This is a genomic window from Micromonospora sp. C41, assembly GCF_018070485.1.
GTDB lineage: Bacteria > Actinomycetota > Actinomycetes > Mycobacteriales > Micromonosporaceae > Micromonospora > Micromonospora chalcea.
On the sequence record NZ_JAGPXP010000009.1, the window covers coordinates 61,522 to 76,960 of the forward strand.

General features: G+C 71.4%; 9 protein-coding genes. 6 read left to right on the forward strand and 3 right to left on the reverse strand.

Annotation, left to right across the window (positions count from 1 at the left end; all coding sequences use genetic code 11):
* Positions 1 to 78 precede the first annotated feature (78 nt).
* Complete coding sequence (locus KBX43_RS12495) at positions 79 to 6,744, forward strand: polymorphic toxin-type HINT domain-containing protein (protein ID WP_210884471.1); 6,666 nt, start codon at positions 79 to 81, stop codon at positions 6,742 to 6,744.
* Positions 6,745 to 6,807: 63 nt separating this feature from the next.
* Positions 6,808 to 7,935, forward strand: coding sequence for a hypothetical protein (locus tag KBX43_RS12500; RefSeq protein WP_210884472.1), 1,128 nt, complete (start codon positions 6,808 to 6,810; stop codon positions 7,933 to 7,935).
* Positions 7,936 to 8,029: 94 nt separating this feature from the next.
* On the opposite strand, the gene KBX43_RS12505 is transcribed toward KBX43_RS12500, so the two are convergent.
* Positions 8,030 to 8,518 carry a DUF1772 domain-containing protein gene (locus KBX43_RS12505; protein WP_210884473.1) on the reverse strand — a complete coding sequence of 163 codons (489 nt, stop codon included), beginning with the start codon at positions 8,516 to 8,518 and terminating at the stop codon, positions 8,030 to 8,032.
* 71 nt (positions 8,519 to 8,589) lie between these two features.
* Here KBX43_RS12505 and KBX43_RS12510 point away from each other — a divergent pair, with 71 nt between their 5' ends.
* Both KBX43_RS12510 and KBX43_RS12515 read left to right on the forward strand, forming a co-directional pair.
* On the forward strand, positions 8,590 to 9,534 hold the full coding sequence (locus KBX43_RS12510) for an AraC family transcriptional regulator (RefSeq protein WP_210884474.1): 945 nt from the start codon (positions 8,590 to 8,592) through the stop codon (positions 9,532 to 9,534).
* Positions 9,531 to 9,872, forward strand: a complete 342-nt coding sequence (locus KBX43_RS12515; protein WP_113971956.1) for a VOC family protein — start codon at positions 9,531 to 9,533, stop codon at positions 9,870 to 9,872. The genes KBX43_RS12510 and KBX43_RS12515 overlap by 4 nt, the downstream gene beginning before the upstream one ends.
* A gap of 35 nt (positions 9,873 to 9,907) precedes the next feature.
* On the opposite strand, the gene KBX43_RS12520 is transcribed toward KBX43_RS12515, so the two are convergent.
* On the reverse strand, positions 9,908 to 12,340 hold the full coding sequence (locus KBX43_RS12520; RefSeq protein ID WP_210884475.1) for a DUF4153 domain-containing protein: 2,433 nt from the start codon (positions 12,338 to 12,340) through the stop codon (positions 9,908 to 9,910).
* 155 nt (positions 12,341 to 12,495) lie between these two features.
* Here KBX43_RS12520 and KBX43_RS12525 point away from each other — a divergent pair, with 155 nt between their 5' ends.
* Positions 12,496 to 13,401, forward strand: a complete 906-nt coding sequence (locus KBX43_RS12525) for a lytic polysaccharide monooxygenase (protein ID WP_140946168.1) — start codon at positions 12,496 to 12,498, stop codon at positions 13,399 to 13,401.
* A 1-nt stretch (position 13,402) separates the two neighbouring features.
* On the opposite strand, the gene mgrA is transcribed toward KBX43_RS12525, so the two are convergent.
* Positions 13,403 to 14,392, reverse strand: coding sequence for an L-glyceraldehyde 3-phosphate reductase (gene mgrA / locus KBX43_RS12530; RefSeq protein ID WP_209960164.1), 990 nt, complete (start codon positions 14,390 to 14,392; stop codon positions 13,403 to 13,405).
* Positions 14,393 to 14,449: 57 nt separating this feature from the next.
* Here mgrA and KBX43_RS12535 point away from each other — a divergent pair, with 57 nt between their 5' ends.
* Positions 14,450 to 15,418 (forward strand): aldo/keto reductase, encoded by a 969-nt coding sequence (locus KBX43_RS12535; RefSeq protein ID WP_166457288.1) that lies wholly within the window; start codon positions 14,450 to 14,452, stop codon positions 15,416 to 15,418.
* Positions 15,419 to 15,439 lie beyond the last annotated feature (21 nt).

The window sequence follows — 15,439 nt, forward strand, 5'->3', positions numbered from 1 at the left end:
CGGAGAACGTTCATGACTGAGAAAAAGAAGTTCTTCTCATCAGACCGGCGCGGGTTCGCCCTGGCTGCCTCGGCTTTGATGCTGACCTCTTTCCTGACCTACAACTGGGTCGCCGAGGCGCTGGACGGCGAGCGGGACAGCCAGTCCGTCGCCGCCACCAACTTCGGCACCGTCAAGGTCGACCCGGTCCCGCTGCCCGCCGACGGCGGCGCCTGGAAGGGGCCGGAGAAGGGCCGCTGGCCCGCCGCCGGCTCCACCGAGATCGTCCTGGCCGGCGCCGCCGGCCGCGCGGTCGAGGGCAAGGCTGGCTCGATCACGGTGCGGGTCAAGGCCATACCCGGCAAGAAAGCGCCGGACCGGGTGCGGGTCACGTCCCTGCCCGAGGAGCAGTCCACCAAGCTGGGGTTGAGCGGCCCGGTGCTCGCGGTCGAGGGCGACCAGCCCGGCGACGTGGAGACCGAGGTCGACATCGACAGCTTCAGCCAGATGTACGGCGGCGGCTGGGCGGGCCGACTCAACCTCAGCCGTTTGCCGGCGTGCGCGGCGACGACCCCGCAGAAGGCGGAGTGCCAGGACGCGGTGCCGCTGAAGACGGCGAAGCAGGCGACGACGCTGGCGGCGCCGATGGCGCTGACGGCGGCGGGGCCGACCATGCTCGCCCTTTCCGCGGACACCGAGTCCGGTGAGGGCGACTACAAGGCCAGCGACCTGCAGGCGTCCGGCTCGTGGACGGCCGGCGACAGCTCAGGGGCGTTCAACTACTCGAATGCCATCAAGGTGCCTCCGGCGCCCGGCCCGGTGCCGGACGTCGCGCTGAACTACTCGTCGCAGATGGTCGACGGCCGGATGGCGGGCAACAACAACCAGGCGTCCTGGGCCGGCGACGGCTGGGACTACACCCCCGGCTACATCGAGCGCAGCTACGTCACCTGCCAGGACGACGTGGACAAGGTCGCCGGCAAAGACCCGAACAACAAGGACAAGAAGACTCTCGACCAGTGCTGGAAGGACAAGTCGCCGAACATCACCGTCTCGCTGAGCGGAACGAACACGGCGCTGGTCAAGGACGACGCGACGGGCACTTGGCGGCCCGCCGCGGACGCCAACTGGAAGGTGCAGCTGGAGGGCTCGCCCGCCAAGAAGGGCACCGCGACCACCGAACGGTGGATCATCACGACCCCGGACGGCACCCGTAACTTCTTCGCCGCCGAGGTCGCCACGTCCAACTCGCGGTGGTCGGTGCCGGTCTTCGGCAACCACGACGGCGAGGACTGCCACGCCGACGTGTTCAAGGACTCGTCCTGTCAGCAGGTCTGGCGCTGGCTGCTGGACAAGCAGATCGACGTCCACGGCAACATGACCCGCTACTTCTACAAGAAGGAGACCGGGCACTACGGCGCGGCCGGCGACAAGAGCAACCGCGTCTCGTTCGACCGCGGCGGCAACCTCGAGCGCATCGAGTACGGCCTGCACACGGCGTACCCGGACGTCGCGGCCACCGGCCGGATCATTTTCAGCACAGCGGACCGGTGCTTTGCGACCGAGTGCTACTCCGACGGCAAGCCGGTCACCGCGAACTGGCCCGACGTGCCGTGGGACAAGGAGTGCACCGCCGAGCCGTGCACCGACAAGCTCGCGCCGGTCTTCTACTCCATCAAGCGGCTCACCAAGATCACCACTCAGATCCGCACGAGCGCGACCGGGTTCGACCCGGTCGAGTCATGGACGCTCGACCAGGAGTTCAAGGCGCCCAAGGCGGCGCGCTCCGCGTCGCTGTGGCTCAAGTCGATCACGCACGCCGGGCACGTCGGTGGCACCGTCACCGACCCGCCGGTGGTGTTCACCGGCGTCGAGCTGGCCAACCAGGTCAACGCGATCGCCGGAACAGAGTTCTTCTCCCGCTGGCGGGTCCAGAACATCCGCACCGAGTCCGGCGCGGACATCTTCGTCAGCTACTCGGACGCCGACTGCGACGCGAACGACCTGCCGGCTGTGGAGAACAACAGCCGGCTCTGCTACCCGGTGTACTGGACCCCGGACGGCTACTGGGACCCGACCAGGGATTGGTTCCGCAAGTACGTGGTCAAGGAGGTCACCACGTACGAGAACACCGCCGGCCAGCCGCCGGTGACCACCCGCTACGCGTACTCGAACGAGGGCACCAATACCAACGTGCTCTGGGGCTGGGACGACGGCGAGTTCACCAAGAAGAAGCACCGCACCTACGGTCAGTGGCGGGGCTACTCCCGGGTGACCGCCACGGTCGGCGGCACGCAGGCTCCGCTGGTCACCCGCAAGCAGTTCTTCCGTGGCCTCGACGACCAGCCGCTGCCCGGCGACAAGACCCGCAGCGTGCAGGTCATCGACTCGGCCGGCAACAGCTACACCGACCAGCCCGCGCTCGCCGGCTCTACGCTCGAGGTGGCCTCGCTCGACGGCACCGCGGTCGTCGAATCGTCGATCACGTCGTACTGGGTCAAGCAGACCGCGACCCGCACGCGTACCGGCGGATCGGACCGGGCGTACAAGATCGCCCCGTCGGTGAAGAAGGAGCGCCGCCTGCTCGCACCCGGCACCTGGGAGCAGAGCGAGACCCGGACGACGTACGACGACGAGGGCTACGCCGAGGTCGCGTACGAACTGGGCGACACAAGCAAGACCGGCGACGAGTCGTGCACCCGTAACACGTACGTGCAGAACGACGCCCTCTGGTTGCGCGGGTTGGTGTCGCGGAGCGAGACCGTGTCCAAGGCCTGTGGCGCGACGGTGTCCCGGCCGGCCGACGTCGTCGCCGACGTCAAGACCTACTACGACGGGTCGGACACACATGGCGCGGTGCCCAGCAAGGGCAGGGCGACCCGAGTCGACACGCTCGACGAGTGGATGGACGGCGCGCCGAAGTACACGGTGACCACCCGGGCGGCCTTCGACGCGCTGGGCCGGCCGACCAGCAACACCGACTCGCTCGGCAAGACCAGCAAGACGTACTACACCCCGGCGGGTCCCGGCCCGGTCACCCAGACCCGGACGCGCAACCCACTCGAACACGAGGTGATCACCGACCAGAACCCGGCGTGGGCCACGCCCACCTCGATCCTGGACGCCAACAACAAGCGCACCGACCTGGAGCACGACCCGATGGGCCGGCTGGCGAAGGTCTGGCTGCCCGGTCGAGCCAGGACCGCCACGCCGAACCTGGAGTTCTCCTACCTGGTCCGCAACAACGGGCCGCTGGCGGTGACCACCAAGCGGCTCGGCCCGAACAACAACCAGATCAGCGAGATCGGCCTGTTCGACTCGCTCTACCGGTCGGTGCAGGTCCAGGAGGACGCGCAGAAGGACAAGGACGGCAAGGACGCCCGCCTGGTCACCGGCACCGGCTACAACGACCGCGGCCAGGTCGAGTACAAGTCGGACGGCAACTACGCCCTCGGCAGGCCGGGCACCGGACTGGTGAACATCACACCGGGCGAGGACCGCAGCCGGACCGTGTCGACCTACGACCGGCTGGGGCGCGTCGTGGAGGAGGCGCTCTGGTCGCACAATGTCCGCAAGTGGGGCACCACCACGGCGTACGGCGGAAACTCGGCGGGCTGGCAGGTGGCCGTCACGCCGCCGAAGGGTGGCACCGCGACCGCGACCATCGAGAACGTCGACGGCGACGTCATCGAGGAGCGGGAGTTCCACGGGCCCGAGCCGGAGGGCGCGTTCGACAAGACGTCGTACACATACACGCCGCGCGGCGACGTCGAGACCGTGGTGAAGGGGGCCCTCACCTGGCGGTACGAGTACGACCTGCGCGGTCGTGAGATCAAGACGGTCGACCCGGACAAGGGCACCACGGTGCTCGAGTACAACAACGGCGACGACGTCACCAAGTCGATCGACGCCGAGGGCGACGTGGTCTCGACCACCTACGACGACCTGGGCCGCCAGAAGCAGCGCCTGTTCAACGGCGTCAAGGCGGCGGAGTGGACCTACGACACTGTCGCGAAGGGACACCTCAGCAAGTCGACCTCGATCGTCGGCGGGCACTCCTTCACCAAGGAGATCTTCGAGTACAGCGACGCGTACCAGGTCGTCGACGAAGAGGTCACCATCCCGGCGATGCCGGGGCTGACAGGGCTCGCCGGCACCTACGTCGCGACGTACACGTACACCGCGAACGGCCTGCCGTTGCGTTCCAGCTTGCCGAAGATCGGCCCGATGGAGAAGGAGGGCCTGACCCGCACGTACGACGACCTCGGCAACGTGGTCAAGCTGGCGGGCACCTCCTCGCCGTCCGGCACCACCCGCACGTACGTCGACCGGACCACCTACTCGCCGTACGGCGAGGTGCTCAACCGCTGGCTCGGTACTCCGGTCGGGGACAAGCCGCAGGCGTACCAGAACTACGTCTACGACGACGCCACCCGGCGGCTGTCGGAGTTCCGGTTCGACCGCGACGGCAGCGTGCCGAACGTGGCCGCGGTCACGTACGACTACGACGAGGTCGGAAACGTCCGTTCGGTCGCCAACCGGCCGGTGGACGCGGACAAGAACCCGCGTGCGGGCGAGGAAGACGTCCAGTGCTTCACCTACGACCACCTGCGTCGCCTGACGGAGGCCTGGACGCAGGTGGCCACCGAGTGCGCCGGCCCGACCGCTGCGGGTGGCAAGGCGCCGTACTGGAAGACCTGGGCGTTCGACGAACACGGGTCGCGGACCACCACCAGCGACAAGCTCACCGACAAGAGCTCGATCTACGGGTACGCGGCCGGTGCCCAGCCGCACGGCGTGCGCACCATTACGACCGGTGAGCAGGTCGACCACTACGACTGGGACAAGCGGGGCAACCTGAAGTACCGCAAGGTGGGCGACCGCACCGAGACGTTCCAGTGGAGTCCGCACGGCAAGCTGACCAAGATCAGCGGGCCGGAGGGCGACACCACGATGGTGTACGACGTCGACGGCAACCGCATCGCGCGGATCGACCCGACGGGGGCGGCCACCGCCTTCCTGTTCGGCAACGAGTACACCTCGTCGCCGGCGAACACCAGCGCCACGCGGTACTACGAGCACGCGGGTGACACGATCGCGTCACGGACCGACACCACCAGCCGCAAGGGCGACATCATCTGGCTGGCGTCGGACGCCCAGGACTCCGCGACCTGGGCGGTCAACTCGGTCACCCGGGCCGCGACGATCAAGTACAACGACCCGTACGGCAACCCGCGCGACGGATCGCCGACCCCGCAGTGGCCCTCGGGCCAGCGCGGGTTCGTGGGCGGCATCAACGATCCGACCGGACTGACCCTGCTCGGCGCCCGGTACTACGACCCGAGAACCGGCGCGTTCATCTCGGTCGACCCCGAGATCGACGAGCACGACCCGCAACGGCTTCACCCGTACGCGTACTCGAACAACAACCCGACGACGTTCTCCGACCCGGACGGCCTGTTCTGGGGTGCCATCAAGAATGGCATCCAGAAGACGGCCAGTGCGGTGGCGAACGGCGCCAAGGCGGCCACCAAGGCGGTGGTCGACAACGCCGGCACGATCGCGTCGGTGGCCGGCACCGTGGCGATGGTCGCGGCGGTGTTGCCCCCGCCCGCGCAGGTGGTCGCTGCGGCGGCCGGTGCGGTGGCGGCCGTCGCCGGAGCGATCGACACGGCCAAGTCCTGTGTGGGTGGTGACGTCGGCGGCTGTGCGTCGGGCATCGCCGGCATGGTTCCCGGCGTCCGGCAGGCCAAGAACGCCGCACGAGGTATCGGGTCGTTGAAGAACGCCGCGAAGGGTGTCTTCTCCAAGGGCTGCAACAGCTTCTTGCCCGGCACGCGGGTGCTGATGGCCGACGGCAGCACCAAGCCGATCGAGGACGTCGACCTGGATGATCAGGTCGTCGCGCGGAACCCGGAGACCGGTGAGGACGGCATCCGCCCCGTCACGTCACTGATCACGGGCACCGGTGACAAGCAGCTCGTGAAGATCACCATCGACGCCGACGGCGACGGCGTCGAGGACGGCACCGTGACCGCCACCGACGGCCACCCGATCTGGGTGGAAGACGAGCGGAAGTGGCTGGACGCCGGCGTGCTGAAGGCGGGCATGCAGCTGCTCACGCCGGACGGCGCCCGCGTCACGGTCATCGCGGTGGTCGCCTACGGTGCCGTCGCCACGGTGCACAACCTCGACGTCGACGACATCGACACGTACTACGTCGTCGCCGGTGGCACGCCGGTCCTGGTTCACAACGCGGAAGCCTGCTCGATCCTCGAGCACCGAGCCAAGGAGCTGCACGACCTGCGCCGGGACGGCACGGCGGCTGGCTACTTCCAGTGGAAGCTCGGCACGACGGCGATCGTTCGCAGCAAGAAGGTGCTGCCGGACGGCACGGTCACCTACGTCGACGTGGTCGCGGCCAACGGCAAGGGACTGACGGCGGCGCAGAGGGCGGCGCTGCGCGGCAACGAGGAAGAAGCGGTCAACTTCGACGACCTGCACGCCGAGATGAACGCCCTGAAGCACGCTGTGGACTCGAAGTACGAGCCGCTGCACGGCGCGGCGAGTCGCAACGTCTGTCCCTGGTGTGAAAACTCGATCCGGGATCGCGGCGGCCGACTCACCGGACGCTCGAAGTGGCGGCAGGCGGTTCCCGCGGCGGGCGGCAAGAAGAAATACCCGAAGGGGCAACGCGGCTTCGAGATCTACCGCAACGGCTCACTGTATGGCATCAAGGTGAACGGCGGCACCCTGCTGCTCTGAGCACCGGGCTGCCCGGCGCTTGTGGCGCCGGGCAGCCCGACCCATCGTCGATAGAATGCCGCCGTGATTCGTGAGATGCGCTTCGTCGTGTCGGTGCCGGATGAGGTCTCGGCCCATGCCGTCGCCGAGAAGCTGGCCGAGCGCGGCCACCTGCTGGTCGCGGTACGGGAGGTGCCGACCGACCCGCTGGAGGGTCGCTTCGCCGGCTGGTGGCGAGTTCACTCGCTGGCCGTGGACCCGCCCTATGAGGGTCCGCTGGAGGTCTCACCGGCCGAGAAGAAGGCCGTTGCGGCAATTGCCCGGAAGTACGGCGGGCAGGTCAACTCGGCGTGTGGCCAGTTTCCGGACAAGGCGATCGAGCGCTTCTCCCGGGAGGGCCTCGTGCACGAGCTCGACCGGGCCGAGGCCGACCGGATCCGCGCGGAGCTCGTCGGCGGGCAGGCAGCCGTCGCGCCGTCCTTGCCCGCGCCTCCCGGACTCAAGTGCGGCGGTTTCCGTCGTCCTGCCGCCGATCTTCGCGCGGCCGCCGAGGTGGTGCCCTTCGAGGGCCGCACCTTCGACGGTGTGGGCGACCTGATCGCAGCGATCGCGAGCGACGCGTTCCCGCAGGGCTCGGTGGTGCCCGCCACCCCGGGGGCGGTGCCGCGGCTGGCCGCGCTGGCAGGTGCCGCGGGGGTAAGCGACTTCTACCGGGCGATGACGCTCATGGTGCTGTTCCAGATGAGCACCGCGGGTCGGCGGCGGCTGGCCTACCAAGCGGACGCCCCGGAAGACGGCGGTGCCGAGACGCCCGTGGAGACGGCGACCCGGGCCGCGGTCGCGGCGGTGCTGCCCGGTCTCGCCGTGGGCCGCAGTGAACTGGCCGAGTTCCTGCTCGCCGGGCTGTCCGCGGCCACGCGGGAGGCGGGGGCCGGAATGCCGGCCGGCCTGGAGCGGATCGCGGGGCGGTACGCGGGCACCGCCCGCATCCCGGTGGTGAACCTGATCCGGGCCGTGGCAGACGGCGCCGAAGAGCCCATGCGGACCGCCACCGCAGCGGTGGTGGCGGCCCTGCCCGAGGTGGTCGACGGCCTGCAGAGTACAAAGGCATCGGTCGAGGGGCGGGCACTCGACACGCTCGATACCGTGCTGCAGTGGGAGCTGGACAACGCTCGGCTGTCCAAGCTGGGCACCGTCTTCGGCCCCCGCTGATGACCGCCGGCCCACCGGTGGTGTGAGTTGGTGAACGGCGGTGTGCCAGCAATCCGGGTGGTGCCGGCAATGGGCTGAACCGGCCGGAATCCGCTCAACCGGCCGCCCGCCCGACGAGCGCCAGCGCCCAGCACAGCGCGCCGAAACCGGCCGTGCTCGCCAGCGTCCGGACCAGGTTCCAGGTGACCCAGGCGGACTCGAAGCGCTCGCGCGCCGCACCGGGATCGGCGGAACCAGCCGCCGCGAGCGCGTCGTTCAGCGGCACGTTCACCGCCACGGTGACGACGACCATCACCAGGTAGAGAGCAAGCCCGACGACGATCCACGGCAGCGCCGGCCGGACCACCCCGCGCCACGCCAGCACCGCCGCGAGCGCGGCCAGCACCGGCGTACCCAGGAAGGCCAGCAGGAACCAGCCGTTGACGATGGTGACGTTGATGCGCTGCATCGCGTCCACGAACGTGCGGTCGTCCGCGCCGCGCAGCGCCGGCATCACCGCGTACGCGAACGCGGCGAACAGGCCCGCCATCAGCCCGGCCCCGACTGTGGCGCCGACCAGCGTCAGTTGTTGTACGAGTCGCATGTCCTCATCGAACCGCCGCGCGGTGAGACGGCCCATGGCCAGGACGCGCGATCCTGTGTTCAATCGTCTCCGTGGACGCCGTCTCCGGCCTGCTCGACGGTCCCCGGGCGCGGGGCGCCTTCCTGCTGCGCTCGATCCTCACCCCGCCCTGGTCGATGCTGATCCGGGACGAGGCGCCGCTCACGCTGGTCGCCGTGGTGCGGGGGGACGCCTGGATCGTCCCGGAGGAGGGGGAGGCCGCGCGGCTCGGCGATGGTGACGTGGCGATCGTGCGTGGCCCGGCCCCGTACACGGTGGCGGACGACCCGGCCACGGCGCCGCAGGTGGTAGTGCACCCGGGGCAGCGCTGCACCACGCCGGACGGGCGCGAGCTGTTCGCGATGACGCGGTGGGGCGTACGCACCTGGGGCAACGGACCGGACGGCCGGACCGTGCTGCTCACCGGCACGTACCCGGTGCGGGGCACTGTCGGGCGGCGGCTGCTCGACACGCTGCCGCCGCTGGCGGTGGTCCGCCGTGAGTCCTGGGACTCTCCGCTCGTGCCGTTGCTGGCCGACGAGATCGTCAAGGACGACCCCGGCCAGGATGCGGTGCTGGACCGCCTGCTGGACCTGCTGCTCATCGCCGCACTGCGGGAGTGGTTCGCACGGCCCGGGGCTGCCGCGCCCGGCTGGTACCGGGCGTACGCGGATCCGGTGGTCGGCCGCGCGCTGCGGATGCTGCACCACGACCCGGCCCGGCAGTGGACGGTGGCGTCGCTGGCCGCCGAGGTGGGGCTGTCGCGGGCGGCGCTGGCCCGGCGGTTCACCGCCCTGGTGGGCGAGCCGCCCATGGCGTACCTGACGGGCTGGCGGCTGGCGCTCGCGGCCGACCTGCTCCGCGAGCCCGGCGCCACTGTCGGCGCGGTGGCCCGCCGGGTCGGCTACGGCAGCTCGTTCGCCCTGAGCACCGCGTTCAAACGCCGGTACGGCGTGAGCCCTCGTCGGCACGTCGACGCGGCTAGATTGACCGGATGACTGTCGACCTGTTCGCCGGCGTCCCGATCCATGACATCGCCGTGTCGACGGCCTGGTACGAGCGGCTGCTCGGCGCCCCGCCGCAGTTCCTGCCCAACGACCACGAGGCGGTGTGGGAGCTGGCCGAGCACCGCTACCTCTACATCGAGGTGCGGCCCGGGGACGCCGGTCACGCCATGCAGACTGTCTTCGTCGAGGACTTCGACTCCCGTCTTGCGGCGATCGCCGCCCGAGGGCTGGAGCCGGCTGCGCAGGAGACCTACGACAACGGCGTCCGGAAGGCGATCTTCCACGACCCGGACGGCAACGAGATCGGCTTCGGCGGCGGCCCCGCCTGACCGGGCCGCGGCGATCCGCGGCCCGGTCGGCGACGTCAGCGTGGGCCGCGCGTCTTCGGCAGGTCGAACTGGTCCGCCCGGCGGCAGTCCTTCGGGCCGCCGACCGCCTGCGGGCCGACCTCCTCCAGTGCCTTGCGGGCGCGCTGCCGACCGAGGTTCCAGGCGTACCAGGGGTCGGGCTCGGCGAGGTCGTCGGCTATCCAGCTCAGCGTGCACCGGCGTACCGGGTCGGGAAGCTTGGCCAGCGACGGCGTCGCGTCGGCGGACAGCGCCCGCAGGTACCAGGCGTCGATCTTGCCGGTCTGCTCGTACCGCAGCGTGTTGCGGCGGGCGACGTAGTCCTCCGGGTTGAGCACCGCCAGGCCGAGCAGCATCGTCACGGCCAGCGCGACGGTGGCGCCGGGAATCCACCGGCCCTTGAACCGGACGCCGGCCAGGATGATCATCAGGAAGACCGTGCCGAGCAGCATCTCGAACGCCATCACGAAGATCCGCTCGCCGGTGAAGCTGTAGACCTTCTGGTACGTCCACATGCGGGACAACGCCGACGCCACGATCACCACGCTCAGCGCGCTGATCAGCCCGAGCAGCACACGCAGCAGGACGCGCTCGACCGGCCGCTCCCGGCGCGCCCAGCGGCCCACGCCACCGAGCACCGCCACCGTCAGCAGCGTGACGAAGAGCAACTGCCAGAAGCCGCTGCGCGCGTACTCGGCGTAGCTGAGACCGGCGACCCGCTGCACGTGCTGCTGCCCGCCGAAGAGCACAGTGAACTGCACCACCACGAACCCGGCGAACAGCAGGACGAGCGCGCCGATGGCCGGGGCCCACTCCAGCAGGCCGATCCGCCGCTCGCCGGACCTGTCCACGGTGGACAGGTCGGGCGGCGCGGCGAGCGTGTAGACCGCGGCCACCGCGATAAGCCCGCCCACCACGGCCAGGAACACCCAGCTGAACACCGAACCCATGTCGGTCTCGGGAACGAGCGAGCCGAGCGCCTCGGAGAACGCCGCGTCGGCGGAGGCGAGCAGACTGCCGAAGACCACGAGCACCACGACCGTGGCGACCACCGAGACGGTCACCTTGCTCACCGTCGCCGCCGACGCCGAGGCGGTGACGTGCCGGCGTACCCAGGGCAGGCCGCGTAGCGCCGCGAACGGCGTGGCGACCAGGCCGAACAGGATCGATCGCACCAACCGTCCGCCGACGATCGCGAGGGTGGCGCAGCCCAGCGCGCCGAGCACGCAGAACGTCACGAGCCACCAGGCGTTGCGGAACGCCGGCACGGCCATCAGCGCCAGCGCGGCCGCCGCCCACCCGGCCCGGATGAGCCGGTCGGCGCGCGGCAGGTCAGCGGTCTTCGACCGGATCGCCAGCACCACCGCGACAGTGAGCGTGAGCCACCCCAGGAACCAGCCGACGCCGACCCGGCCCAGCGGCACGAAGACCGCGCCGCCGACCGCGCCGGCCAGCACCGCGAGCGGCACGGCCCGGCCGGTCGCCGCCTTCGGGCCGGGCCACCGCGCGCCGAGGAACGAGGTCCGCGGCGTCGGCGGTCGCGGCGTCCAGACCGGCGCCTGCGGATGGCCGGTCCACCCCACACCGGGGTACGGCGGCGCGCCCACCGGCCGACCGGGAGGCTGCGGCATCCCCGGAGCGTGCGGTGTGACCGGCGCGGGCGACGCGCCGGGGATCAGCGCGGGCGACGCGCCGGGGATCGGCGGCGTGCTCGGGGTCCCGGGCCGGCCGGAAGCGTGCGGCGTGCCGGGCGCGCCGGAACCGGCCTGCGGGTGCGCACCCGGTGCGCCCGAACTGGCCAGTGTGCCGGAGCCGGCTTGCGGGTTCGGCGCATCCGACGGGGACGAACCCGGGGTGGCAGGCGAACCGGTGGCCGGAGCCGTCGTGCCGGCGCCCGAGGAGGACGGACCCGCCGATGCGGCGTCCTCGGCAGCCGAAGGGGTTCCGTCGGCTCGGGTGGCGGCAGGCCGGGCCGCCGGAGCGGTGTCCGGCGTGGCGGCGACGGGCTCCGCCGGACGGTCGGCCGGTGCGGTGGCGGGCTCCCCATGATCAGCCGCCCCCGTCGAACCGTCCCCGGCCGGGGACACGCCCGCGCCCGCGGAAGTCGGCGGCGTCTTGGCGACGTCGCCGGTGGTGGGGGAGAGGGCGGCATCCTCCACCGGGGAGCGTTCGACGGCCGGTGCTGTCGCCTGGGCAGGCACCGCGCTCGGCTGGCCGGCCGCCGGCACCAGCGGGAGGAACAGCGCGTACCCCTGGGTGCCGGGCGGGACGGTGACCGGAATCGCCCAGCCGGGCTGCCCCTCCGCGCCGGGCCACGGCACCGGTGGGGGCGCGCCCTCCATGCTGGGCATCACCAGCAGATAGGGCTGGGAAGGTGGGACGTCGCCCGCGGGAGGCCCGTTCGCCGGGGCGGCGCGGGAGGGCTCGGGGGACGGTTCCGGCTCGGGCAAGGGACGCTCCTCGATCACAGGGTTTCGTCACTCTAGGTCCACCCACATGCGCCCCGCCGCCCCGTCTGTCCGTTCGGTCACGTCGGCCCGGCCGATCGGCGCGGATCGAACCTTTGACGTCTCGCGGCCGTACCAGTGCGCGGGAGGTCGATCACATGGCCGCACGCCGCGCGCTCGCCGCGCTCGCCGCCGTCGCCGTGACGGTGCCGCTCGCCGCCACGCCGGCCGGCGCGCACGGTGCGCCGACCAGCCCGCTGAGCCGGGCCGCCGCGTGCGGGCCGGAGGGCGGTGGCCGGGCGCGGACGCCCGCGTGCCGGGCCGCGATCGCCGCCGGAGCGGCGGTACGCGAGTGGGACAACATCCGGGTCGCCCGCGTCGACGGGCGGGACCGGGAACGCATCCCGGACGGGGAACTGTGCAGCGGCGGGCTGTCCGCGTACCGGGGGCTGGATCTGCCGCGCGCGGACTGGCCGGCCACCACGCTCACCGCCGGCGCCCGGCACACGTTCCGCTACCGCACCACCATCCCGCACCAGGGCACGTTCCGGTTCTACGTCACCACCGGCTCGTACTCGCCGCAGCGGCGGCTGACCTGGGCGGACCTGGAGAAGAAGCCGTTCCTTCAGGTCACCGACCCGCCGATCCGCTCCGGCGCGTACGAGATGCGGGGGCGGCTGCCGGCCGACCGGACCGGCCGGCACATCGTCTACGTCATCTGGCAGAACTCGGACACCCAGGACACCTACTACTCCTGTTCGGACGTGATCTTCCGGGCGGCACGCGGTGAGCCGGACGCGACACCGGCAGCGCCGGAGGCGAGCGCGTCGCCTCCGCGTACCCTCGCCGGGGCGGCGACCGACGACGAGCCGGCGGTGCCGGTGGCGACGGTGACCGACGGCGGACCGCTGTCCCGGCCGCTCGTGCTCGGCGCGGCGGCGCTCGTCGTCGCGCTGCTCGCCGCGGCAGTGGTCGGACGGCGGCTGAGCCGGGCCGGCGGCCCTCCGCCCGGACGGCCGTGCGGTGTCCGCAACCACCGCGCCGGGCGGCGCCGCGTCTGGTGAGTCAGCCGAGCAGGACCTCGATCTCGGCCAGGTCGTCACCGGCGAGGTCGAGGTTGTCCAGCGCGGCCACGTTGCCCTCCAGCTGCGCCACGCTGCTCGCGCCGGTGATGAGGCTGGTCATGCGCGGGTCGCGCAGCGCCCAGGCGAGGGCGAGCTGGGCGAGCGTCTGACCGCGCCGCTCGGCCACCGCGGCGAGCCCCCGGACCGTCGCCATCGTCTCCTCGTCGAGGTCGGCCTCGTTGAGGAAGACGCTCGTGCGTACCCGGGAGTCGGCCGGGATGCCGGTGAGGTAACGGTCGGTGAGCAGGCCCTGGGCGAGCGGGCTGTACGCGATGCAGCCGGCGCCGACGCCCTCCAGCGTGTCCAGCAGGCCGTCGCTCTCCGTCCAGCGGTTCATCATCGAGTACGACGGCTGGTTGATCAGCAGCGGCGTGCCCAGGTCACGCAGGATCTCGGCGGCGCGCTCGGTCTGCTCCGAGTCGTAGTTGGAGATGCCCACGTAGAGCGCCTTGCCGGAGCGGACGATCGCGTCGAGCGCGCCCATCGTCTCCTCCAGCGGGGTCTCCGGGTCGAAGCGGTGCGAGTAGAAGATGTCGACGTAGTCCAGCCCGAGGCGGCGCAGCGACTGGTCCAGCGACGAGATCAGGTACTTGCGCGAGCCCCACTCGCCGTACGGGCCGGGCCACATCAGGTACCCGGCCTTGCTGGAGATCACCAGCTCGTCCCGGTACGGCTTCAGGTCGCCTGCGAGCAGCCGGCCGAAGTTCTCCTCCGCCGAACCGGGCGGCGGGCCGTAGTTGTTGGCCAGGTCGAAGTGGGTGATGCCGAGGTCGAAGGCGCGGCGGACGATGTCGCGCTGCCGCTCGAAGGGCCGGTCCGGTCCGAAGTTGTGCCACAGGCCGAGGGAGATGACGGGGAGCTTCAGCCCGCTCCGGCCGCTGCGCCGGTAGATCATCTCGTGGTAACGGTCGTCGCTGGCGAGGTATGTCACGGGGCCATTCTGTCCGCAGCGGAGTGCTGTCGCAGCGGCGCGGGTACGTTCGGCCACATGCGTTACGTGCAGCTCGACACCCCCAAGCCCATCTCCAAGATCGGCCTCGGCACCTGGCAGTTCGGCTCCAAGGAGTGGGGCTACGGCCCCGACTACGAGCGCCGTGCCGCCGAGATCGTCCGGCGGGCGCTCGACCTGGGCGTCACCCTGTTCGACACCGCCGAGCTGTACGGCTTCGGCCGCAGCGAGCGCATCCTCGGCGCGGCGCTGGGCGACGACCGGAGCAAGGTCGTCGTCGCCAGCAAGATCTTCCCGCTGCTGCCGGTCGCCCCCGTCGTGCAGCAACGCGCCGTCGCTTCCGCCGCCCGGCTCGGCGTCGACGGCATCGACCTCTACCAGGTGCACCAGGCCAACCCGGTGGTCGCCGACACCACCACCATGCGCGGCATGCGCTCGCTGCAGGACGTCGGACTGGTCGGCGAGGTCGGCGTCAGCAACTACGGCCTGCGCCGGTGGCGGTTCGCCGAGGCCGCGCTGGGCCGCCGGGTGCTGAGCAACCAGGTCCGCTACAGCATGATCGACCGCGGCCCCGAGGAAGACCTCATCCCGTACGCGGAGCAGGCCGGCCGGATCGTCATCGCGTACTCGCCGCTGGCGCAGGGTTTCCTCTCCGGCCGCTACGACGCCACGAACCCGCCCGCCGGGGCGGTACGCCGGGCCAACCCGTACTTCCTGCCGGAGAACCTGGAACGCGGCACCGCGCTGATCGCCACGCTGCGCGAGGTCGCCGACGCGCACGACGCCACGCCGAGCCAGATCGCGCTCGCGTACGTGCTGCGGCACCCGAACGTGGTGGCCATCCCCGGCGCGTCCGGGGTCGAGCAGATGGAACGCAACGCGGCCGCCGCCGAGATCGACCTGACCGACGACGAGTACGCCGCGCTGGTCGCCGCCGCGCGCGCGTTCCGCCCGGTCACCGGCCTGGCCGCGGTGCCCCGGATGGTCCGCGCCCGCCTCGGGAGGTGAGCGGCGCTCCGGCGGCGTCAG

Bases quoted from the DNA above. Each gene is read 5' to 3' on its own strand.
- KBX43_RS12535 (WP_166457288.1), top strand. From the start codon at position 14,450: ATGCGTTACGTGCAGCTCGACACCCCCAAGCCCATCTCCAAGATCGGC.
- KBX43_RS12495 (WP_210884471.1), top strand. From the start codon at position 79: ATGCTGACCTCTTTCCTGACCTACAACTGGGTCGCCGAGGCGCTGGAC.
- KBX43_RS12505 (WP_210884473.1), bottom strand. From the start codon at position 8,518: ATGCGACTCGTACAACAACTGACGCTGGTCGGCGCCACAGTCGGGGCC.
- KBX43_RS12525 (WP_140946168.1), top strand. From the start codon at position 12,496: ATGGCCGCACGCCGCGCGCTCGCCGCGCTCGCCGCCGTCGCCGTGACG.
- KBX43_RS12515 (WP_113971956.1), top strand. From the start codon at position 9,531: ATGACTGTCGACCTGTTCGCCGGCGTCCCGATCCATGACATCGCCGTG.